Genomic DNA, 21,606 nt, shown 5'->3' with positions numbered 1-21,606 from the left:
GATAGGAGAAAAAGACAATGAGTGACAATTTAAAACACGAATGCGGTATCGCGATGGTGCGACTGCTAAAACCTTTAGAGTACTACAAAGAAAAGTACGGAACCCTTTTTTATGCTATCAACAAAATGTACCTGTTGATGGAAAAACAACACAATCGCGGACAGGATGGAGCGGGTTTGGCGAGTGTCAAATTTGACATGCAGGCAGGTGAACGCTACATCAGTCGAGTACGGTCAAACGAATCACAACCGATTCAAGACATCTTCAAGCAAATTAACACTCGGATTAGTAATTTGCTAAAAGAATATCCAGAACTAAAAAACGATGTACAGGAACAACGTCGCATGTTGCCTTATCTGGGTGAGATTTATTTAGGACACGTTCGGTACGGAACTTTCGGGAAGAACAGCATAGAGAGTGTACACCCATTTTTAAGACAAAACAACTGGCAATCGCGCAACTTGATTGTGGCAGGAAATTTCAACATGACCAACGCCAAAGAACTCTTTCAACGTTTGGTAGAACTCGGTCAACATCCGAAAGAAAACACTGATACCGTTACGGTTATGGAGCGTATCGGACATTTTTTGGACACCGAAGTAGAAAATCTTTACCGTAAATTTAAGGACGAAGGACTTTCAAAGATAGAAGCCTCCAAACGCATTGCTGAGGAACTGGACGTGGCGAAAATCTTGCGAAAATCAGCACGGCGATGGGATGGCGGATATGCAATGGCAGGAATTCTCGGACACGGTGATGCGTTTGTGGTTCGTGACCCGGCAGGTATCCGTCCAGCATACTATTATAAAGATGAAGAGGTTGTAGTTATAGCTTCGGAACGACCTGTAATTCAGACGGCCTTTAATTTGGAATTCGAACAAATCCACGAACTTGAACCAGGCTCAGGAATTATTATCAAAAAAAATGGAGACCTCAGTATTGAGCAAATCGTAGAACCGTTGGAACGAAAAGCATGTTCGTTTGAGCGGATTTATTTCTCACGAGGAAGCGACAAGGAAATTTATCGAGAACGTAAGAAATTAGGAGCTTTATTACTGCCTGATGTTTTAAAATCAATTGATAATGACTTGAAAAACACCGTATTTGCCTACATTCCCAATACGGCAGAAACCTCTTATTTAGGATTGGTGGAAGAAGCTAACACCTACCTCAACCAACTGAAACAACAACTCATTTTAGCAGAGAAAAACATAACTCCCGAGCGATTGAATGAAATCCTTTCTGAAAAAATCCGTAAGGAAAAAGTCGCTATCAAAGATGCTAAGCTGCGCACATTCATCACTGAGGATAGTTCGCGTGATGATTTAGTGGCTCACGTCTATGACATCACCTACGGTTCGGTAGAAAAAGGAGATAATCTAGTTATTGTTGATGATAGTATCGTACGTGGAACAACTCTAAAAAAGAGCATTTTGAGTATACTTGGTCGCCTACATCCAAAGAAAATCGTGGTAGTTTCCTCCGCTCCTCAAATTCGTTATCCCGATTGTTACGGAATTGACATGGCTCGTATGGAAGAATTGATTGCTTTTGAGGCTGCGTTAGCACTACATCGCGAACGAGGAACATACAACATTGTTGATGAGACGTATAAGAAATGTATTTCCCAAGTAAATTTGAGTGACGATAAGGTAATTAATCATGTAAAAGAAATTTATGCACCATTTACCGATGAAGAAATTACTCGAAAAATCACACAGATGCTATTACCTGATAACTTTATGCCAGAGGTAGAAATACTTTTCCAAAGCGTTGAAAATCTACACCAAGCTTGTCCGCAGAACTTGGGCGATTGGTATTTCACAGGCGATTATCCTACCAACGGCGGAAATAGGGTAGTGAACCGAGCTTTTATCAACTATTACGAAGGAAAGAAAGATAGAGCGTACTAATTTGGTGAGTTATGCGTCCTATTTTATTTGTCTTTTCAGGACTTCCTGCTTCTGGAAAATCAACACTCTCCAAATGGATAGTATCAAAATTTATTGCAGTGTATCTTCGTATAGATACCATTGAGCAAGGGCTTCGTGACTTGTGTAATGTTAATGTAGAAGGAGAAGGATATCGAATGGCATATCGAATCGCCAAAGACAATTTACTATTGGGAATGAATGTAGTTGCTGATTGTTGCAACCCAATCACCTTAACTCGTGATGAATGGAAAAATATAGCTCATAACACAAATTCTTTTCTAATTAACATTGAAATTGTGTGTTCAGATAAAGAGGAACACCATAGGCGAGTTTTTAATCGAATATCTGAAATAGAAAATTTGAAATTACCCAATTGGGAAGCTATATCAGAATATCATTACGAAAATTGGACTGAAAATAGAATACAGATTGATACTTCGCATAAAACCATAGAAGAATGTGTCAGGGAACTATTTTCAAAAATAGAACTAATTTTGGAAAAATAATTAAAGGGCAAGAACTAACTTGTCCTTTCTACTTTTTTATAAAGAAGTAATTATTTTCTGTAAAAAACCGATAATAATTTATGTATCACAAAGCATTTTTTATTTTTCTTGTTTCATTTGCGACAATGACAAAAGCACAAATAAAAGAAACTTACCCAGAAAAGGATAAGGTCTTAGTAGAAGGAGGTTTTTTCCTGATGGGAAGCCCAAAATCGGAAGGAGAAACCATTGAGCATCCGCAACATAAGGTATTTTTACAAACTTTTAAGATAAGCAAATACGAAATCACTAATGCACAATATGCCGAATTCCTAAATGCAAAAGGCAATCAGATGAATGGCGACATTCCTTACATAGAACTAAAAGAAGGTTGGAGCCAGATTGAAAAAGTAAACGGCAAGTACATCGCCAAAAAGGGATATGAACAGCATCCTGTGGTATTGGTATCGTGGTACGGAGCAAATGCGTACGCTCAATGGGTTGGAGGCAAATTACCTACGGAAGAACAATGGGAATATGCAGCTCGTGGAGGAAGTAAAACTCAAAAGTACACTTATGCGGGGAGTAATACGCTTGATGAAGTAGCTTGGCATCGGCAAAATACAGATTATCTTCAGCCAGTTGGTAAGAAAAAACCTAATGAACTCGGTATTTATGATATGAATGGCAATGTTTCAGAGTGGTGCGAAGATGATTTCACGTCGTATGACTATAAACTCGGGAATACAGAAGAGAAAAAAGAAAAACCTTCAGTTTTCAGTGCGTTTTTTATGGCAATAATGAGTAAGACACCAAGCAACCACTCGTATCCAGAGGATAAAGTTACACGTGGAGGGCATTACAATCAGCAAAAAATGAATATACGCATAGCAAGAAGAGATAATCGCAATGCATTGGGGCAAATCTTCGTTGGTTTTCGGGTGGTTTTTATGTAACTCAAGTATTTTTTGGCATATTCTGTTTGTAAAATATCACAAATTACTGAAAATCAATTTTTATCAACAATTTTAGTTCTGTTAAATCTAAATGAAAAAGGAAAGAAAAGAATAAGAGACCACCTGAAAAAGTTGGTTTTCAATGTAGTATTGCTAAAAACCAAACTCTTCGGATAGTCTCATTTCTCTTGTGTTACATTTAAAGTGATATACAATCGATTATTTACAAATCAAACCCTATATCTTTTCTGAAATACATCTTATCGAAATGAATTTTTTCGATATTCTCATATGATTTTTTTAAGGCTTCTTTAAAATCTTTTCCGAAAGATGTCACCGCCAGTACGCGACCTCCTGAAGTCACTAAATCATCACCCTTACGTGCTGTTCCTGCGTGAAAAACGATACTTCCTGAAACGTTTTCTACGCCTGTAATGATCTTTCCTTTTTCATAGTCTTCGGGATATCCTCCAGAGACCATCATCACTGTAGTAGCACTTTCTGGAGTGATTTGCAGGGTTACTTCATCCAATGTTTGACTTTTAAGGGACTGAAAAACAGCTACTAAATCACTTTCAATACGAGGTAGTACGACTTCTGTTTCAGGGTCGCCCATGCGTACGTTGTACTCAATCACATAAGGTTCTCCCTTAACTTTTATTAATCCTATAAACACAAATCCTTGATATTCAATGGAATCTTTTTTGAGCCCTGCGATTGTCGGTTGAACAATGCGTTCCTCAATCTTTTGCATAAAATCCGAATCTGCAAACGGCACAGGCGAAACAGCTCCCATACCTCCTGTGTTAAGTCCTTGGTCATTCTCCCCTATTCGTTTGTAATCCTTAGCTGTAGGTAAAATTTTGTAATTTTTACCGTCAGTCAGTACAAAACAACTCAATTCGATACCATCCAAAAACTCTTCCACAACCACCTTTTGACTTGCACTTCCAAACTTTTCGTTCAGTAACATATTTCTCAATTCAGATTGTGCCTGAGACAAATCATTGATAATCAACACCCCTTTTCCTGCTGCCAGTCCATCAGCTTTCAAAACATAGGGAGGTTGCATCGTGGATAGGAATTGGCAACCCCGTTCAACAGTTTCTTTTGTAAAACTTTCATATTTTGCCGTAGGTATGCCGTGACGTTGCATAAATTGTTTGGCAAACTCCTTGCTACCTTCGAGTTTTGCTCCTTCCTTTGAAGGCCCTACTACTTGGACATGCTGTAAATCAGAGTCATTTTTGAAGAAATCATACACTCCGTGTACCAAAGGATCTTCGGGGCCTACCACAAGCATAGTAATCTGATTGTCCAAAACAAATTTCTTAACCGATTGAAAATCAGTAGGAGAAATACTCACGTTGGTAGCCACTTGATGCGTTCCACCATTGCCCGGAGCTACGTACAAATTCTCACAAAGTTGACTTTGACTAATTTTCAAGGCAAAAGCGTGTTCACGTCCACCCGAACCTAATATTAATATGTTCATTTCTATATGTTTTTATTATTTTTGTTTCACACATAAATTTGTATCATTCACGATTTGGCAATAAAACTTCCATTTTCACTCTCGGAACGGCGTAATATTCCTTTTTAAAAGTCGATTTTTTACTATTTTTATACCATTCCTTACCTCGAAATCGTGTTATTACGATGTTTTTATCCGTATGCGTATGGACTAAACTCGGCTTTGTCACGTACAAACTCCCTTTTGGTTGTTTTTCTGTCGGATTAATCACTTCTACTCCAACAAAAATCCCTTTTTCCGGAAAAGGTAATCCATAATTTGATAAATCTACCCTAATTTTTTGCTGTTTTACGCCAGGTTTTATCAAAAACAACTCCTTTGAAAGCGTTTCTTTTGGAAAACCTCTGTCGTCCACGTTGTAAAAATTCAATCTGAAAAAGGCTTCAAGTTGTTCATAAAGCTCGTTCGTTTCTGACTTAAAATAGAGCATAACAGCGGTTATTTGTCCCGTTTTTCGTGTTTTATTCTCAATAAAAACCGCTTTTTCATATCCGAATGGAACAGAATTCAGAAAAACATCCTTTTTATGGAACGTCCCTACATCCGTTTTTTTTGCCTTTTGCAATTGTTTTTCTACCAAAACGACCTCTTCTAAAACTTCGGTTGTAGGCAATAAGTTTATTTTTTGCGTATATTTTCTGTTTTCAACATATTTTTCTAATGAAACAACCTTACTTTCATAACCTACAAACGATATTAATACACTTTCAGACTCTTTTTTTGATATATCCAACTTAAAAAATCCATTTTCATCTGCTGAAACTCCAATATTTCTATCCAAAAAAGAAATATTTGCATACGGAAGCGGTTCTTGGGTCAGAGAATCAATAACAAAGCCTTCCAATGTTTGGCTATACATCGAAAAACTTATGATAAATAACAATATAATTCTCATTTATTCTTCAGAAAAAACGACTGTATTCTTCAATATACTTCTAATCTAACCCTTTTTCACGCTATTCTCAACTTTACAAATAGGTATCGGATTCATTTTATGCTGATTAGCTCGGTTGAGCCGTTGATAAATCTCGAAAACCTCTTTTTGTCTGTCTGAAAAATCATTGGCAGTTTTGCCGTTTTCGTGTTGCAACATCGCCCATTCGAGTTCGTCATAATTCGCTTTGAGTTGGTCTTCATCGCTTCGGTCATCGCCAAAAAGCCCGTCGGAAGGTTTCGCCATTACAATGGATTCAGGAACACCTAAATAACGCGCCAACTGATAGACTTCACTCTTCATCAAATCGGCAATAGGACTAATATCTACTCCCCCATCGCCATATTTCGTAAAAAATCCTACTCCAAAATCTTCAATTTTATTACCTGTCCCAACAACCAAGCGTCCGTCCAAACCTGCAAAATAATACAACGTAGTCATCCGAAGTCGAGAACGTGTGTTTGCCAATGCCATTTCATAGGAATGTTGGTCGGTGGTGGGAATTTGTTTTACAAACTGCTCAAAAACAGGTGTCAAATCTACTTGCAAATCAGTGATGTTACTGTATTTTTCTTTCAAAAAAGCGATATGTTCTTTAGCTCTACTCACGTGATTTTCTGCCTGATGTATTGGCAATTCCAAGCAAAGTGTCGGCACGCCCGTCTCGGCACAAAGTGTGGAAACCACCGCTGAATCAATGCCCCCAGAAATTCCGATGACGAAGCCTTTTACTTTGGCATTTTCGACATAGGTCTTTAACCAGTGTACAATATGTTTAGTGACTTTTTCTGTATTCATTTTTTATGTTTTTAACCTCGAATGTTCGCAAATTTAAACGCATGTTTGACCTATCTTATCGAAAAAATAGACATTTGTGCGTAATATTTTTTACCTTTGCAACACAAGAAACAAATGTACGAAAAAAATATTCAGCGACAAGATATGACAAAATTTTTTCACAGTAGAGGCAAACTATTACTCACAGGAGAATATGCCGTTTTGGATGGAGCGTTGAGTTTAGCTTTCCCTACGCGTTTGGGACAATCCTTATGTATTTCGGAAACAAATCAAGGATTTTCGTGGAAAAGTTTTGACTTTCATAAAAAAGTATGGTTTGAACACCATGAATTGACTTTCGATGATTTTAAACAAAATACAACACTTTCAACAACCGCCAAAACTTTGCTAAATATCTTAAATACGGCCGTGGAGCTGAATCCTACATTCGCTACTCAACTAATTCACTGTCAAATAGAAACTCATTTAGAGTTTGAGCGAGAATGGGGCTTAGGTACTTCTTCCACCTTAATTAACAATATCGCTCAATGGGCAGGAGTAAACCCATTTGAGTTGTTATTCAAAAGTTTTGGAGGCAGTGGCTATGACATCGCTTGTGCCATGCATAAAACCCCCATACTGTACAAACTGACGGAAAATCGCCCCAGCGCCTATCCGTTACAATTTTTACTGCCACAGACCGACCAGTTGTTTTTCGTATATTTGAATAAGAAACAAAATAGTAAGGAAGGTATCGCCCTATATAAATCCATCAAACGAAGTAAGAAAAACTTGGTAAGTCGCATCACTGAAATTACAGAAGACATTGTCCGAGTGACTTCCCTATCCGATTTTTGCCAATTGATTGATAATCACGAGCAAATAATAGCCGATTTTCTCAAAATCCCCACGGTCAAAGAAACTCTTTTTCGAGATTTTTCAGGAAGTATCAAAAGTTTAGGAGCATGGGGAGGGGATTTTGTCTTGGCCGTGGGCGAACGAAACTACGTATTCGATTATTTCCACAAAAAAGGATTTTCAACAGTAGTTCCGTTTCAAGAAATGGTATATATAGAACCTTAAACAACAAATACATTTTCATGATTTGACATAGAAAACCTTAAAAATCAACAGAATAATATAACCAATACCATAAATACTTATGACCACAGTTGTAAAATTTTTTGCATCGACTTTGTTGTTATCCTGCTTTTCAGCAAACTTACATGCACAAGACCAACCCTTTTTAGACCCTATTTTTGAAAATCCAGCGGTTCAGGAAATTAACCGTATGCCCATGCGTAGTCACTACCTGCCTTTTGAATCCTCAGAAAAGGCTGAAAAGAAAAACTACAAAGCCTCTAATCGATACATTGACCTGAACGGGAAATGGAATTTCCTTTGGAAAGAAGATTACAAACAATTACCAACGGACTTCTTTAAAACCGATTACAACGACAGTTCTTGGGACAAAATACAAGTGCCTTCCGTTTGGGAATTGAACGGCTATGGAACAGCAATTTATGTAAATGAAAAGTTCGAATTTGCAATAAAAAACCCAAATCCACCAGATGTCCCAGATGGAATCAATCAACCTGCGGGACTTTATCGTAAAGAATTTTCAATACCTTCGGATTGGAAAAATGAAAAGGTTTATCTTCACCTAGGAGCTGTAAAATCAGCTTTCAAATTATATGTAAATGGGAAATTTGTAGGTGTAGGTAAAGACAGTAAATTAGCTTCAGAGTTCGACATAACTGACTACGTTTCAGCGGGGAAAAATCAAATTTCGATGGAAGTTCGCCGATGGACAGATGGAAGTTTTTTAGAAGCTCAGGACATGTGGCGACTTTCAGGTATCACTCGCGATTGCTATGTGTATGCACGTCCGAAAGTACATCTCTACGATATTGACGCTAAAACAGGACTTTCGAATGGATATACCGACGGAAAATTGGATTTGCTAGTACAAATTTGGAATGAAACTGATGAAAACAAAGGTAATTATCAGTTAGAAACTGCTATTTTCGACGATAAAAACCAAAAAATATGGCAAGAAACTAAAAACATTACCCAAATTCAACGAAAAAACAGCAAAACAGAGCTTTACTTTTCAGCTAACTTACCTCTGGTAAAGCAATGGAGTGCCGAAATACCAAACTTGTACCGCTTGGAAGTTCTACTTAGGGACGATAAAAATCAAATCAGCGAAGCAGTAAGTATGCACATCGGATTTAGAAGTATCGAAATCAAAGGTAGCGACTTACTGGTGAATGGAAAACGAATATTCATCAAAGGAGTAAATCGTCACGATACCGATCCTGTAACAGGACAGGTTATCAGTCGAGAAAGTATGGAAAAAGACATCCTACTGATGAAGCAATTGAATGTCAACAGTGTACGTACTTCACACTATCCTAACGACCCTTATTTCTATGAATTATGTGATAAATACGGGCTTTATGTGATGGACGAAGCCAACGTAGAAAGCCATGGTATGGGTTACAAACCAGAACGAACACTTGCCACTAACACCGCATGGGAAGAAGCTCATAAACAGCGAATTATGCGAATGTATCAACGAGACAAAAACCACCCAAGCATTATTATTTGGAGTTTAGGCAACGAGGCAGGGAACGGTTGGAATTTCTACCAAGCTTATAAAATGCTAAAAGCTCTTGATCCTCAAAGACCTATACACCACGAACTAGCTCACTATGATTGGAATACTGACATAGAATCACGAATGTATCGTCGTATCCCATTCCTGATTGACTACGGTTTGTCTCACCCAAAAAAACCATTTCTACTCTGCGAATACGCTCACGCAATGGGTAACAGTATTGGGAATTTTAAAGAATATTGGGATGTTTTTGAGAGCTATCCCGGTTTGCAAGGTGGCTATATCTGGGATTGGATGGATCAAGGTATTTACAAGAAAAATGCTTCAGGAAAAACCATCTTGGCATATGGCGGCGACTTTGGTGATAAAAACACACCCAGCGACAATAACTTCTTGATTAATGGAGTAATCGCATCGGACAGAACCTTTCATCCTCATAGTTATGAGGTCAGAAAGGTGTACCAGGAAATTGGATTTTCCTTTGAAAAAGATAAATTAATGGTTCAAAACAAATATTTTTTCCGTGATTTATCGAACTTCGAATTCAGCTGGACTCTTTTAAGAAATGGAACTCCTATAAACCAAGGCAAATTAGATAACATTAACGTACTACCACGACAAAAAGGAGTTTTCCCGTTGGTAATCAGAGAAAAATTGACAAAAAAAGGGAAAAACACACAGGAAATTAACAGATTAGCATCCGAAATCGTAAAAAATGACCCAGAGAATGAATACTACTTGCAGATCGAAGCTAAATTGAAATCTGATGAAGGTATTTTAACTGCCAACACCTCATTGGCTTTTGCCGAATTTCCATTAAACACCTACAAAAAACCTGTATATCAAGTAGATAATAACATCATCACTACCGAACAAACAGACAAAGAAATAACACTATCAAACAGAAATTTCAAAGCAACCATTTCTAAAGAAAAAGGAAGATTGGTATATCACCAAACTAATGGAAAAGAAAACATTTCAGGGGAAGGGCTTTACCTAAACCTCTGGCGACCAGCTACTGACAATGATTTTGGAGCTGGTTTACAAAAAAAGTTAAAAGACTTAAGATATGCTGATAAAGATGCAAAAATTGAAAAAATAACGCTTTCGGACGCTGAAAATGGACAAAAGCAAGTGAAAATACATAAATTTTTGATAGAAAACAGCATTAAATTCACTCAAACATTGACTTTTGACGGAAAAGGAAGCGTTTTAGTAGAAAATACATTTGTTCCTTTGAAGGAAAGCGACAGATTAACTTTCAAAATAGGAAACCACGTTACTCTTTCAAAAGATTTTACAAATCTCGAATGGTACGGACGAGGACCTTGGGAAAGCTATGAAGATCGTCAGACCTCGGCTTTTGTAGGACTTTACAAAGGAAGTATCGACGAACAATACCACCCGTATGTACGACCACAAGAATCGGGGAATAAAACCCAAGTGCGATATGCAAAATTACTGCGTAAAGATGGCAGTGGAATTCTTGTCCAAAGCGAAGAAAAATTCATGAATATCAATGCATTACCCTATAGTCCTGCATCACTTTACCCTGGAGAAGAAAAACAACAAACACATTCCGAAGAATTGGAAAAAGATCAACACATACATTTAGACGTTGATTATCAGCAGTTAGGTGTAGGAGGCGATAACAGCTGGGGTAATTTACCAATGGCACAGTATCTGCTTTATTTACACAGACCTTACAGTTATTCTTATCGTATTATACCTGTAAAATAAGAACTCTCAGTTTTTTATAGGATATAAACATCAAATTGGGGTAGCATGTTTTAAAAACACGCCGAGATGAGGCAAATGCCTCATCTCGGCGTGTTCTTCAATTGAACCCAATAAAATCTACAAAATATAATCCGTGTTCATAAAGTTTGAAACCCCTGTTCGTAGGAGATTTTCTACAATTTTATTGTTATAGTCATCATCCCGTGATGCTACAAAAGTACGTATTGAAAATGAACGCAATGCATCGTGAACACTCAAAGTTCCTACCGCAGAATCCTTACGACCCGTAAACGGAAAAACATCTGGACCTCGCTGACACAGACTATTGATATTCACACGACAAACCAAATTCACTAAATTGTCAATCAAAGGTGAAAGCTCATAAGCATCCTCCCCGAAAAGACTGATTTGCTGTCCGTATTTTGAATTAGCAATCTCATCTAAAATTTCGTTGATGTGCGAAAAAGATTTGATTGGCACTAATGGGCCGAATTGTTCCTCTGAAAACACACGCATATCGGTTGAAACGGGGTATAAAACTGCAGGGAAAATATAATTTTCAGAGCGTTCTCCTCCTCTTTGATTAACAATCTTAGCTCCTTTTGAAATAGCATCATCTATCAGTTCTTGGATGTAGGCAGGTTTTTCCTTCTCAGGCAATGGAGTAAGAGTTACATCTTTATCCCAAGGATTTCCATAGACCAACTCATCCACTTTTTTAGAAAATTCTTTGATGAATTTATCTTTAATTTTCTTGTGTACATATATGATTTTCAAAGCAGTACAACGTTGCCCATTGAAAGACAAAGCTCCCTTCACACATTCTTCAACGGCTAATTCTAAATTAGCATCAGGTAACACTACTCCTGGGTTTTTTGCTTCCAACCCAAACACTAATCGCAATCGGTTTTTATTAGGGTGTAAATCTTGTAGTGCGATAGCAGTTTTACTATTTCCAATAAGTGCTAACACATCCACACGACCACTTCGCATAATGGGCGGAGCTACAGTTCTACCGCGTCCGTACAAGATGTTTATAACTCCACGAGGAAAACTGTTTTTGAAAGCCTCTAACAACGGAGCAAATAACAAAACTCCATGTTTTGCTGGTTTGAAAATAACGGTGTTACCCATAATCACAGCAGGAATCAGCAACGCAAAAGTTTCGTTCAGCGGATAGTTGTAAGGCCCTAAACAAAACACCACTCCCAAAGGCCCACGACGAATATGAGCATAAATACCATCTCTTTTTTCAAAACGAGAGGAATCTCGATCGAGGTTTTTATATTCCTCTATAGTGTCGTAAATATACTGTATCGTCCTATCAAACTCTTTGCGAGAATCTTCCAAACTTTTCCCAATCTCCCACATCATTAGTTTCACGACCTCATCGCGTTTGGTTGCCATCTGCTTGACAAATTTTTCCATAAATTGAATTCGGTCTTTCACTTTCATGGTCGGCCACAAACCTTTCCCTTTGTTGTAAGCCTCGCATGATGAATACAATAGCTCTAAAGCCTCTTCTTCTCCCATATTGGGAACACTCCCCAAAAATGTGGGCTCATAGTTTTCAGTCGATGAAATGGTGGAGTAAACATCTGTCATGGCTCCTTCCCATTTGCGTAATTCCCCATTTGCCAAATAAATATCTTGATGCAAAGGCTCGACACGAAACTCTTTAGGAATTTCTCTAAATTTTTTCATTCTATATTAATCTGTTTAATAATTTAAAGCATTACACTCTGCCTTTTAGCGAGTTAAACACCCATGCGATGGCTAAAAAACCTATCCCTACAGTAGCAAAACCTATTCCTGCTACTTCGTTGTATTTAAAAATCCCCAAACCAATGAGAATCAACCCCATAACAACCATAATCAAAGTGGCATATCCTAAAATAGTATTTTTATTCATTGTCATAACTGCAAAATTAATGGATTGCAACTGCAAAAGTCGTTCTTTATTTTGAAAAAACAAACTTAATTTTAGGGTATTTTAATTAGGTTAAACTCCTGAAATATTTTTTAGAATTTATTATGATTAAAACCACATAGTAACATAGAGTTCTATCCTATATTTCTCTTTAATATTGATTATATTTTTTTTGTAACTTTAGAGACACATCAAACAATTAACTTTTTTATTTTCAGTGATTTATATTATTTCTAAAAACATTTTACAAAAATTATTTTCCTATTACAGCAAAAAACATTATCTTAGCGAAAATGATACGAAGATAAATGTCATTTAAAGTTTTTTTCTGACAGATTTCTAAGCTACGAGAAATTTCTTCATAGGAAAACAGTGCAAAATATAATATTCTAAAAATCAGTTCATTAAATTAAAATCATAGGATTGATTGTGTTCATGTTTAAGTGGTACGATAAAATTTTTAACTATGGAAACACTACCTATTTTATTTGGAATATCAATATTACTTTTGTTAGGCTTTATTGTGTTCGTAAAGTATAAAGTCCGCGTTCATTTGGTTTATAATAAGAATATTACAAACAAATCGTTTTATATTTGGGTACCTTTTGCCGATGTGTACTACTATTTTAGATATATTTTCGGAAAGAAAACGTTTTTTTGAATTTAAATTGCGAGATTTTACTATAATCTCGCAATTTTATTTCTCTTCTATATAATAAATTTCTATTGCTAAATTACCTCCTTCGAGTTTGTGCCAACCTTTATTTTCTGAATTTAGGTATATTTCCTTTCGTTTGTTCATGTGTCCTAAAATCCTGTAATTTGTTGACTTTTTGTTTGTATCTTCAGTTTTTTTCAGTGCAACAAAGAAATTTTCACAGAATTTAGGTGATAAATCTTCGATATTTATTTCCAATTTATTTTTCCTAACAGACTCAAATAATAGTGTTTGACTATGCAATTTTTTATCAGGAAATCCGTTTTCTCCTACTGAAAAAAATACTAATTCAAAGGTTGCTTTCGTGTCGTAATTTTTCTCTATTTTTTCTATAAAGAATACTATTTTCTTGATTATAAAACACTTATCTACTTTAATTTCATTAGCAAAAAACGTATTATAATAGCTTCCTATGCTGTAATTTTTTCTTCCCTTAGTAGCTATTTTATTTAATTTTTCTTTTTGAAATTGTGTTACCACGACTTCACTAAGAAAAATAGTGTCATTTTCTACGGTATTTTGTGCTGTTGAAAGGCAAAAACCGCATATAATAAGCAAATATGTAATTGATTTTTTCATATAGTACATGTTCAGAGAAGTAATTGAAGTAGATTCTCAAATTATTCCTATAATAAACTTAAATTGACTCACTATGTCCTTACCAGAGGAAAGATAAATGTCCATTTCTGTATGCTTATAAACTGTAAACAAAAAAAATATTTTTTGGGTAGTTCTTAGTATACGCTGACCAATATCAACACGGTTTTTGAGCAGTTTCTTTATGAAACCAAAATCTTTGCTTCTTGTTTTAAAAAGAGTAAAAGTAACAATACTTATGAACAATAATTTTAAAACTCGTTGCGAATATAAATATATTTTTAACACCGACAAACTGTACTCCATTTTTTGTAACGCATTCCTGTCAACATATAATTATCATATTTTCAAAACTTTATGATTTTTTAAAATTTCTAATAATCAATTACTTATTGTTTTGTAAAACATTTTACAAAATAATTTTCCTATTACAGCAAAAAACATTATCTTGGCGGAAATTATACGAAGATAAATGTCATTTAAAGGTTTTTCTGACAGATTTCTAAGCTACGAGAAGTTTCTTCATAGGAAAATAGTGCAAAAATATGATATACTAAAATCTCATTGTTGATATATCTCCATAAGTGAATAACAAATCTTCAAAAAATCAGTGAGATAACTAATTTATAGCATACTTTTATATGAAAACAAATTCTCAAAGATGGTTTTTGGCAGGAAGTATTTTCTGTTTTTGTTACTTTGTATTTTTACTGTTAATTAACTATCATTCACTAAATAATGAAATAATGGTTGGTTCTGTTAGCTTTTTCGGTGAACTACTGACTATTCCATTGATTTTATTTCTTTTATTTATGTTTACTTTTAGTTTAATAAAAGTAATAAAAAAAGATAATAGCTTTAGACTTATATTTATTATTAACCTGATAACCATAGTGTTATTAATTTCGTCTACTTTTTATAATTAATTCTATTCATGGAATTGCGAGATTTTACGATAATCTCGCAATTTTTACTTTTACGAAAAAGTTTTTCAGAATTATGAAGGTAACGAAAAATAAGCGTCTGTTATTAAAAGAATTTTTGTCATTTTAGTAACTGCCCTTTTTGCCATAAAAGGAATTGATGCTATTAAACGATTTGTTGAAGGTTGGAAATCTGTAAGTTGCAATTGTTCACAGACCAAATGAAATGGCTTTAGTAATTTTTCTGTGAATTCAATTTTGAGTTCCCTAAATAGAAAATCTTTTGTTTTGAAGGGAGAAAGTTTTTTTTACTTTCTCTCTTTTTCTTTGGGCTAGCCCAAAGAAAAAGAGAGAAAAACTATCCCAAAAAATTGCACTTACTAATGGAATTTAAGAAGTTTACATCACAAAAATTTCAAGTGACCCTTTTTATTTTTACTTTTGCAGAAACATAAGTACCTTTTATACCTTAAAGAATGAAAACACACAAAAATAAAACTCTTACTATAACCACTGTTGGATTTGCCTTATTTGCTATGTTTTTTGGAGCTGGAAACTTGATTTTACCTCCTTTCATAGGACTTCAATCAGGCGATGAATGGCTAATGGCATTGGTAGGATTTTTCCTAACAGCCATTTTAGCTCCTTTTCTTGGTGTACTTGTTATTTCAAAATCAGGACTTTCGTTTACGGATTTGGGATATAGAACTCATCCAAAGTTAATCAATGTGTTGGCAATACTAATCATCTTGTGTATCGGGCCGTTAGTAGCAATCCCACGCACAGGAGCCACTGTATTTGAAATTGGAGTGCAACCGTCTTTTCCTTCATTTAGCAATGTTGTTTTCGCTATTCTATTTTTTGGAACAGTATTTCTATTATCAATTTCAAAAACCAAAACAGTGGATATTATCGGTAAGTTTCTGACCCCTTTTTTATTGCTATCATTGGTACTGTTAGTAGTTCTGGGAGTCATAAACCCTCCTGATGTCATTACTGAAAGCACAATGACCGCAACCGAGGTTTTTTCTTTCGGATTTGTTGAAGGTTACCAAACATTAGATGTACTAGCATCCGTAATTTTTGCAGGAGTCATAATTGAAGCTGTTATTGACAAAGGGTTCTCTTCTGAGAATGAACGAAGTAGGATAACACTTGCCGCAGGACTGGTGTCTACTATTTCATTGCTTCTCATCTATGGAGGATTAATTTACTTGGGAGCTACAACCGATTTTCCAATGCAAGATAACAGTACCCGTACGCAATTGCTATTGCACATTTCCTCCTCCATCTTGGGAGAAAAAGGAACTTTCGTAGTAGCTATTGCTATTGCTTTCGCGTGTTTAACCACGGCAATTGCATTGACTACGGCCACTGGAAGCATTTTTGAAAAAATATCACACGGAAAAATACCTTATCGTTTGAGCGTTATTCTTTGCACACTGATTTCGGTAGTCTTATCCATTAACGGAGTAGATGCTATTATAAAATATGCTGTCAACATATTATTGTTCATCTACCCGATTGTCTTTGCATTAATACTATATTTATTACTTTTTGGTCGATACGTAAAAATACGACAACCCTACGTAGCAAGTATCATTACTACCGCTATCGTTTCTTTAATTTCCGTAGGAATCAATTTGGATATGCAAAAAGAGTTGTTAAGCACTCTAAAATCCTATTTACCATTACAGGAATATAGCTTAGAATGGTTATTACCATCCTTAATAGCTTTTGTCTTTGGAACTGCTTTGGATCGAAATCAAAATTAAAAAAGTAAATAGAAAAATGCTTTTTCGTACTTTATCGAAATTTTATGACAAACCGTAGAACTCCTGTCAAAGTTTTTATTTTAAATTTTCAAGTTCTAGTTGCTCAACAATCTTTCGGTCATTAGCCAAACGTTGTACTTTGTTTTGTCCTCCAAATTTACCACTTTGTTTCATATAACGTACGAATCCATCTTTGGCAACTTTAGTTATTTTCAAAGGTTGTAGTACCTTTCCTTGAATCAAATCGAAGTAATATGAATTCTTTTGCTGTAGGAAATTGTCTAATTTCGAGGCGAAATCTGCCATATTATCAGGTTCTTTTTCAAATTCGACAAACCATTCGTGATAAGGCAACTGATTTTCGGAAGGATTTACCTGTGGAGCTACCGTAAATTCGGACACCCGCACCTCCGTACCTTGAATAGATTGAATCATAGCTTCTTCAATTTCACTAGCGATGACATGTTCTCCAAAAGCCGAAATAAAATGTTTTATACGTCCCGAAACAATTACTCGGTACGGATTTAAACTTGTAAACTGCACAGTATCACCAATATTATATGCCCAAAGCCCAGCATTGGTCGAAATAATCATCACATAATTTACATTCAGTTCTACCTCAGCTAAGGTCAGACGTTTTGGGTTTTCTGAAAAAAAATCGTCAGACTTGATAAATTCATAAAATATACCTGAATTGAGCAACAAAAGCATTCCTCTCTCAGTTTGCGTATCTTGAAAAGCAAAAAAGCCTTCGCTGGCAGGAAAAAGCTCAATACTATCGACTTTTCTTCCGATAAGATGTTCAAACTTTTGGCGATATGGCTCGTAATTGACCCCTCCATATACAAAAAGTGAAAAATTCTTAAACAAATCACCTATATTTTTACCTGATTTTGCTTTAAGTCGCTCGAAATACATCTGTACCCAAGGAGGAATACCGCTAATGAGGGTCATATTTTCGCTAATAGTTTCCTCAACAATAGCATCTACTTTGGTTTCCCAATCTTCGATACAGTTGGTTTCCCATGATGGAACACGGTTCTTTTGTAGATATTGAGGCACATAATGTGCCGAAATCCCTGATAGCCTACCTATTTTGATACCATTTTTTTCCTCTAAAACAGGACTTCCTTGTAAGAAAATCATTTTACCGTTAACGAAATTAGCTTTTTTGGTTTCGTGAATATAACACAAAAAAGCATCTCGTGCAGCTTGTACTTGATAGGGCATAGATTCTTTTGTGATTGGAATATACTTAGTTCCGCTGGTTGTACCCGAAGTTTTAGCAAAATAAAGTGGTTTTCCTCTCCAAAGCACATCTCTCTCGCCCGATATCAAACGCTGAATATAAGGTTTTAAGTCTTCATAATCTCGAACAGGCACCTTTTTAACGAAATCGGCATGGTCTTTTATATTTTCAAAATCATGATCTTTGCCAAAAGCAGTATGTTTTGCCCTACGAATAAGTTCCTCAAAGACGTTTTGCTGCGTTTCAATAGGCCTTTTTGCCCATTTGTCTATTTTTCTCTTAACAATAGACGCAAATAGTTTGGCTCCAAACGATTTTAGTGACATCCTACGTATTTATTTTATATTGGCAAAGATACATATTTTTTTTTACCTATTAACACCTCACAGAAACAATTGATAGACAAGCAAATAGAAAAGATCTACCGTAAAAGTTAAAATGAATATTTTAACTTTTACGGTAGATCCAAAATATCATTGCTTAGAAAAGTTTATATTCCCAACATATTTTTAGGGTCTAAGATTGTATCCAACTGCTCTTGCGAAAGCAGTCCTTTTTCTAAAACCAAATCATAGACTGATTTACCTGTTTCTAAGGCTTCTTTGGCAATTTTCGTGCTGTTTTTGTAACCTATATGTGGATTCAACGCAGTAACGATACCGATACTATTTTTTACCATATTTAAACATACTTCACGATTAGCTGTAATGCCATCAATGCACTTGGTTCTGAGGGTCTCTATAGCTCGTTGCACAAAAACAATAGATTCTATAATCGACTGACATATAACAGGTTCCATTACATTCAATTGCAATTGACCAGCTTCAGCGGCAAAAGTAACCGTAAGGTCATTTCCGATAATCTTGTAACACACTTGGTTAACCACCTCGGGGATAACAGGATTTACTTTCCCCGGCATAATAGATGAACCAGGTTGCATCGGGGGTAAGTTAATTTCGTTTAATCCAGCACGTGGACCAGAAGAAAGTAAACGCAAATCGTTACATATTTTAGATAATTTAACTGCCATACGCTTCAATGCAGATGAGTAGATTACGTACGATCCAGTATCGGGAGTGGCTTCAACTAAATTCGACGCAGCTACGAATGCTTCTCCTGTCAAATCTGCTAATTTTTTAGCACATACAGCAGGAAATTCTTTGGGTGCATTGATACCCGTACCGATGGCAGTTCCTCCCATATTAATTTCTAAAAACAAATTAGCATTGTATTGCAAACGAGTAATTTCCTCTTCCAACGTTGCGGCAAAAGCTTCAAACTCTTGTCCTAAAGTCATCGGCACAGCATCTTGCAACTGGGTTCGTCCCATTTTGATCACATCGGCAAATTCTACTCCCTTTTTACGGAATGAAGCTATCAATAATCTCAAATGCTCAATCAAGGTTTGATTCATTCGGATAATTGCCAATTTTATGGTAGTTGGGTAGGCATCGTTGGTTGATTGTGATAAATTTATATGGTCATTAGGAGAGCAATGCTGATAGTCTCCCAACCCATGTCCCATAATCTGTAAAGCTCGGTTTGCTATTACTTCATTCGCATTCATATTCACAGATGTACCAGCCCCTCCTTGAATCATATCCACAGGGAACTGATCGTGCATCTTGCCTTCGATTAATTCATTACACGCTTGAGAAATGACGTTCAACAACGAGTCACTTAACAATCCTAACTCGTGATTGGTTTGTGCAGCTGCCAGTTTCACATAAGCAATGGCACGGACAAACTCCGGAAAATCACTCATTTTACTTCCTGAAATATGGAAATTGTCAATAGCTCGTTGAGTTTGTACCCCATAATAGGCATCAAAAGGCACTTGTAAATCACCTAACAAATCAGATTCAGTTCTAAATTTTGACATATTTTCTTATTTTTTTATTAATCTATTTTTTTGAAATTCCATGTATCTATAACTTCGAGTGCTTCACTTTTATTTTATGCAATCATCTATTCTACCAATGGTTGCAAATAATCTTAAATATTTTGTTGTTAAAAAATCTTTTCCTAAAAAGATTGATTATCAAAAAGAAATAAGCGTACCGATTTGCTTTTGTACCTAAGAAAAACGATTAACATTAGAAGTCATTAAACCTTATTTCGTGTAAAGATACTAAATATATTTGAATTAAATTGAAAATTATTTTGTCTTTTTTGAAAGGATCTACTATTTTTGTAGCAGATGTATTTCTCACATAAACCGAAATCAAATGAAACTATTTAATAATCTTCTATTTAGAGTATTTATTGCCATTATCATTGGTATTCTTGTAGGATCATATGCCCCTGAATGGTATAATCGTTTGTTTGTGACATTCAACAAACTATTCGGAAGTTTCTTAGGATTTTCTATTCCTCTTATTATCATGGGATTGGTAATGCCTGCTATTGCTGAATTGGGTAAAAATGCAGGACGACTGCTATTTATGACAGTAATCATAGCCTACTCATTTACTTTATTTTCAGGATTTTCTACTTTTTTTGTAGGGAAAATAGTCTTTCCAAAACTATCAGGAGAAAGTCCAACCGTAAATACAGAAGTTGTTGAGCGTACATTAACTCCTTTTTTCACGCTCGACATTCCGCCAATTCTGGATGTGATGAGTGCTTTGGTACTGGCTTTTATGATCGGAATTGGGTTATCACTAAAAAGTAACTCAACGTTAGGGGGTGTACTTAAAGATTTTAAAGACATCATTGTACTGGTAATTGAAAAAGTGATTATTCCATTATTACCGATCTATATCATGAGTATATTTTCTGAAATAGCCTACAGCGAGAAGGTTGCTTCTGTAATGGGGCTATTTTTTAAAATCATCGGAATCATTTTTGTGATGCACATTGCTTTGTTGCTACTTCAATTTTTACTAGCGGGAATTATCTCTAAAAAAAATCCATTGAAGGCTTTATTGACCATGATGCCTGCATATGCCACAGCATTGGGAACACAATCATCAGCAGCAACCATTCCTGTAACTTTACAACAAGTAATCAAATTGGGGGTTTCGGAACGAATAGCTGGTTTTGTTGTGCCTTTATGTGCCGCTATTCACCTTTCGGGAAGCACCATGAAAATCACAGCCTGTGCCATGGCATTAATGTTGATGAATGGACAAACGGTTAGTATTGATCTATTCGCGGGATTCATTATGATGTTGGGAGTTATTATGGTTGCCGCCCCTGGCGTTCCAGGTGGTGCTATTATGGCTGCTTTAGCTATACTACAATCAATACTTGGTTTCGATGCTCAGCAACAAGCACTGATGATCGCCCTGTACATTGCTATGGATAGTTTCGGGACTGCTTGTAACGTTACCGGTGATGGGGCAGTATCCTTAATAGTCAATAAATTAAGTAGCAGACAAGTCGGTGAATAACCAACATTTACCAACTCACACCATTCTAAATATTTC

General features: G+C 35.8%; 15 protein-coding genes. 7 read left to right on the top strand and 8 right to left on the bottom strand.

Going from position 1 to position 21,606, the window contains the following annotated elements:
- The first annotated feature begins 17 nt into the window (after nucleotides 1-17).
- The 3 genes from CGC52_RS06270 (at nucleotide 18) to CGC52_RS06260 (ending at nucleotide 3,375) form a co-directional block, all read left to right on the top strand.
- Nucleotides 18-1,913, top strand: a complete 1,896-nt coding sequence (locus CGC52_RS06270; protein WP_042006346.1) for an amidophosphoribosyltransferase — start codon at nucleotides 18-20, stop codon at nucleotides 1,911-1,913.
- A gap of 11 nt (nucleotides 1,914-1,924) precedes the next feature.
- The gene (locus CGC52_RS06265) at nucleotides 1,925-2,440 is read left to right on the top strand and encodes an AAA family ATPase (RefSeq protein ID WP_041990812.1); all 516 of its coding nucleotides are present in this window, start codon (nucleotides 1,925-1,927) and stop codon (nucleotides 2,438-2,440) included.
- A gap of 125 nt (nucleotides 2,441-2,565) precedes the next feature.
- On the top strand, nucleotides 2,566-3,375 hold the full coding sequence (locus CGC52_RS06260; RefSeq protein ID WP_095893775.1) for an SUMF1/EgtB/PvdO family nonheme iron enzyme: 810 nt from the start codon (nucleotides 2,566-2,568) through the stop codon (nucleotides 3,373-3,375).
- A gap of 223 nt (nucleotides 3,376-3,598) precedes the next feature.
- On the opposite strand, the gene purD is transcribed toward CGC52_RS06260, so the two are convergent.
- The 3 genes from purD to nadE form a co-directional block, all read right to left on the bottom strand.
- The gene (purD, locus tag CGC52_RS06255; protein WP_095893774.1) at nucleotides 3,599-4,870 is read right to left on the bottom strand and encodes a phosphoribosylamine--glycine ligase; all 1,272 of its coding nucleotides are present in this window, start codon (nucleotides 4,868-4,870) and stop codon (nucleotides 3,599-3,601) included.
- Between the two features lie 43 nt (nucleotides 4,871-4,913).
- Nucleotides 4,914-5,768 (bottom strand): carboxypeptidase-like regulatory domain-containing protein, encoded by an 855-nt coding sequence (locus CGC52_RS06250; RefSeq protein WP_198540554.1) that lies wholly within the window; start codon nucleotides 5,766-5,768, stop codon nucleotides 4,914-4,916.
- 81 nt (nucleotides 5,769-5,849) lie between these two features.
- Nucleotides 5,850-6,641: an NAD(+) synthase gene (gene nadE, locus CGC52_RS06245; protein WP_095893772.1), complete on the bottom strand. Its 792-nt coding sequence runs from the start codon at nucleotides 6,639-6,641 to the stop codon at nucleotides 5,850-5,852.
- Nucleotides 6,642-6,785: 144 nt separating this feature from the next.
- On the opposite strand from nadE, the gene CGC52_RS06240 reads away from it, so the two are divergent.
- Both CGC52_RS06240 and CGC52_RS06235 read left to right on the top strand, forming a co-directional pair.
- The gene (locus tag CGC52_RS06240; protein WP_095894479.1) at nucleotides 6,786-7,703 is read left to right on the top strand and encodes a GYDIA family GHMP kinase; all 918 of its coding nucleotides are present in this window, start codon (nucleotides 6,786-6,788) and stop codon (nucleotides 7,701-7,703) included.
- 208 nt (nucleotides 7,704-7,911) lie between these two features.
- Nucleotides 7,912-10,983, top strand: coding sequence for a glycoside hydrolase family 2 TIM barrel-domain containing protein (locus tag CGC52_RS06235; protein ID WP_095894478.1), 3,072 nt, complete (start codon nucleotides 7,912-7,914; stop codon nucleotides 10,981-10,983).
- Nucleotides 10,984-11,100: 117 nt separating this feature from the next.
- On the opposite strand, the gene CGC52_RS06230 is transcribed toward CGC52_RS06235, so the two are convergent.
- The 3 genes from CGC52_RS06230 to CGC52_RS06215 form a co-directional block, all read right to left on the bottom strand.
- Complete coding sequence (locus CGC52_RS06230; protein WP_042346839.1) at nucleotides 11,101-12,687, bottom strand: NADP-dependent glyceraldehyde-3-phosphate dehydrogenase; 1,587 nt, start codon at nucleotides 12,685-12,687, stop codon at nucleotides 11,101-11,103.
- Nucleotides 12,688-12,718: 31 nt separating this feature from the next.
- Nucleotides 12,719-12,895, bottom strand: coding sequence for a CAL67264 family membrane protein (locus CGC52_RS06225; protein ID WP_182859263.1), 177 nt, complete (start codon nucleotides 12,893-12,895; stop codon nucleotides 12,719-12,721).
- Between the two features lie 715 nt (nucleotides 12,896-13,610).
- Nucleotides 13,611-14,210: a hypothetical protein gene (locus CGC52_RS06215; protein WP_156129752.1), complete on the bottom strand. Its 600-nt coding sequence runs from the start codon at nucleotides 14,208-14,210 to the stop codon at nucleotides 13,611-13,613.
- A gap of 1,417 nt (nucleotides 14,211-15,627) precedes the next feature.
- Here CGC52_RS06215 and brnQ point away from each other — a divergent pair.
- Nucleotides 15,628-16,926 (top strand): branched-chain amino acid transport system II carrier protein, encoded by a 1,299-nt coding sequence (gene brnQ, locus CGC52_RS06205; RefSeq protein WP_042006367.1) that lies wholly within the window; start codon nucleotides 15,628-15,630, stop codon nucleotides 16,924-16,926.
- A 75-nt stretch (nucleotides 16,927-17,001) separates the two neighbouring features.
- On the opposite strand, the gene CGC52_RS06200 is transcribed toward brnQ, so the two are convergent.
- Nucleotides 17,002-18,501: a GH3 auxin-responsive promoter family protein gene (locus CGC52_RS06200; RefSeq protein WP_095893770.1), complete on the bottom strand. Its 1,500-nt coding sequence runs from the start codon at nucleotides 18,499-18,501 to the stop codon at nucleotides 17,002-17,004.
- 164 nt (nucleotides 18,502-18,665) lie between these two features.
- Nucleotides 18,666-20,057 (bottom strand): aspartate ammonia-lyase, encoded by a 1,392-nt coding sequence (gene aspA, locus CGC52_RS06195; RefSeq protein WP_095893769.1) that lies wholly within the window; start codon nucleotides 20,055-20,057, stop codon nucleotides 18,666-18,668.
- 346 nt (nucleotides 20,058-20,403) lie between these two features.
- Here aspA and CGC52_RS06190 point away from each other — a divergent pair, with 346 nt between their 5' ends.
- A complete protein-coding gene (locus CGC52_RS06190; RefSeq protein WP_095893768.1) occupies nucleotides 20,404-21,570 on the top strand; it encodes a dicarboxylate/amino acid:cation symporter in 1,167 nt (388 codons plus the stop codon).
- Nucleotides 21,571-21,606 lie beyond the last annotated feature (36 nt).

The sequence above is a fragment of the Capnocytophaga sp. H2931 genome, from assembly GCF_002302535.1.
GTDB classification, from domain to species: Bacteria; Bacteroidota; Bacteroidia; order Flavobacteriales; family Flavobacteriaceae; genus Capnocytophaga; species Capnocytophaga canis.
Note: the sequence above shows the minus strand (reverse complement) of the source record. Positions and strands in the feature narration are given on the sequence as shown.

Excerpts from the sequence above, each read along its gene's own strand:
- CGC52_RS06270 (WP_042006346.1), top strand. The coding sequence starts at position 18 with ATGAGTGACAATTTAAAACACGAATGCGGTATCGCGATGGTGCGACTG.
- purD (WP_095893774.1), bottom strand. The coding sequence starts at position 4,870 with ATGAACATATTAATATTAGGTTCGGGTGGACGTGAACACGCTTTTGCC.
- CGC52_RS06190 (WP_095893768.1), top strand. The coding sequence starts at position 20,404 with ATGAAACTATTTAATAATCTTCTATTTAGAGTATTTATTGCCATTATC.
- CGC52_RS06215 (WP_156129752.1), bottom strand. The coding sequence starts at position 14,210 with ATGAAAAAATCAATTACATATTTGCTTATTATATGCGGTTTTTGCCTT.
- CGC52_RS06265 (WP_041990812.1), top strand. The coding sequence starts at position 1,925 with ATGCGTCCTATTTTATTTGTCTTTTCAGGACTTCCTGCTTCTGGAAAA.
- CGC52_RS06260 (WP_095893775.1), top strand. The coding sequence starts at position 2,566 with ATGACAAAAGCACAAATAAAAGAAACTTACCCAGAAAAGGATAAGGTC.
- nadE (WP_095893772.1), bottom strand. The coding sequence starts at position 6,641 with ATGAATACAGAAAAAGTCACTAAACATATTGTACACTGGTTAAAGACC.
- CGC52_RS06230 (WP_042346839.1), bottom strand. The coding sequence starts at position 12,687 with ATGAAAAAATTTAGAGAAATTCCTAAAGAGTTTCGTGTCGAGCCTTTG.
- CGC52_RS06200 (WP_095893770.1), bottom strand. The coding sequence starts at position 18,501 with ATGTCACTAAAATCGTTTGGAGCCAAACTATTTGCGTCTATTGTTAAG.
- CGC52_RS06225 (WP_182859263.1), bottom strand. The coding sequence starts at position 12,895 with ATGAATAAAAATACTATTTTAGGATATGCCACTTTGATTATGGTTGTT.
- CGC52_RS06235 (WP_095894478.1), top strand. The coding sequence starts at position 7,912 with ATGCCCATGCGTAGTCACTACCTGCCTTTTGAATCCTCAGAAAAGGCT.
- aspA (WP_095893769.1), bottom strand. The coding sequence starts at position 20,057 with ATGTCAAAATTTAGAACTGAATCTGATTTGTTAGGTGATTTACAAGTG.
- CGC52_RS06240 (WP_095894479.1), top strand. The coding sequence starts at position 6,786 with ATGACAAAATTTTTTCACAGTAGAGGCAAACTATTACTCACAGGAGAA.
- CGC52_RS06250 (WP_198540554.1), bottom strand. The coding sequence starts at position 5,768 with ATGTATAGCCAAACATTGGAAGGCTTTGTTATTGATTCTCTGACCCAA.
- brnQ (WP_042006367.1), top strand. The coding sequence starts at position 15,628 with ATGAAAACACACAAAAATAAAACTCTTACTATAACCACTGTTGGATTT.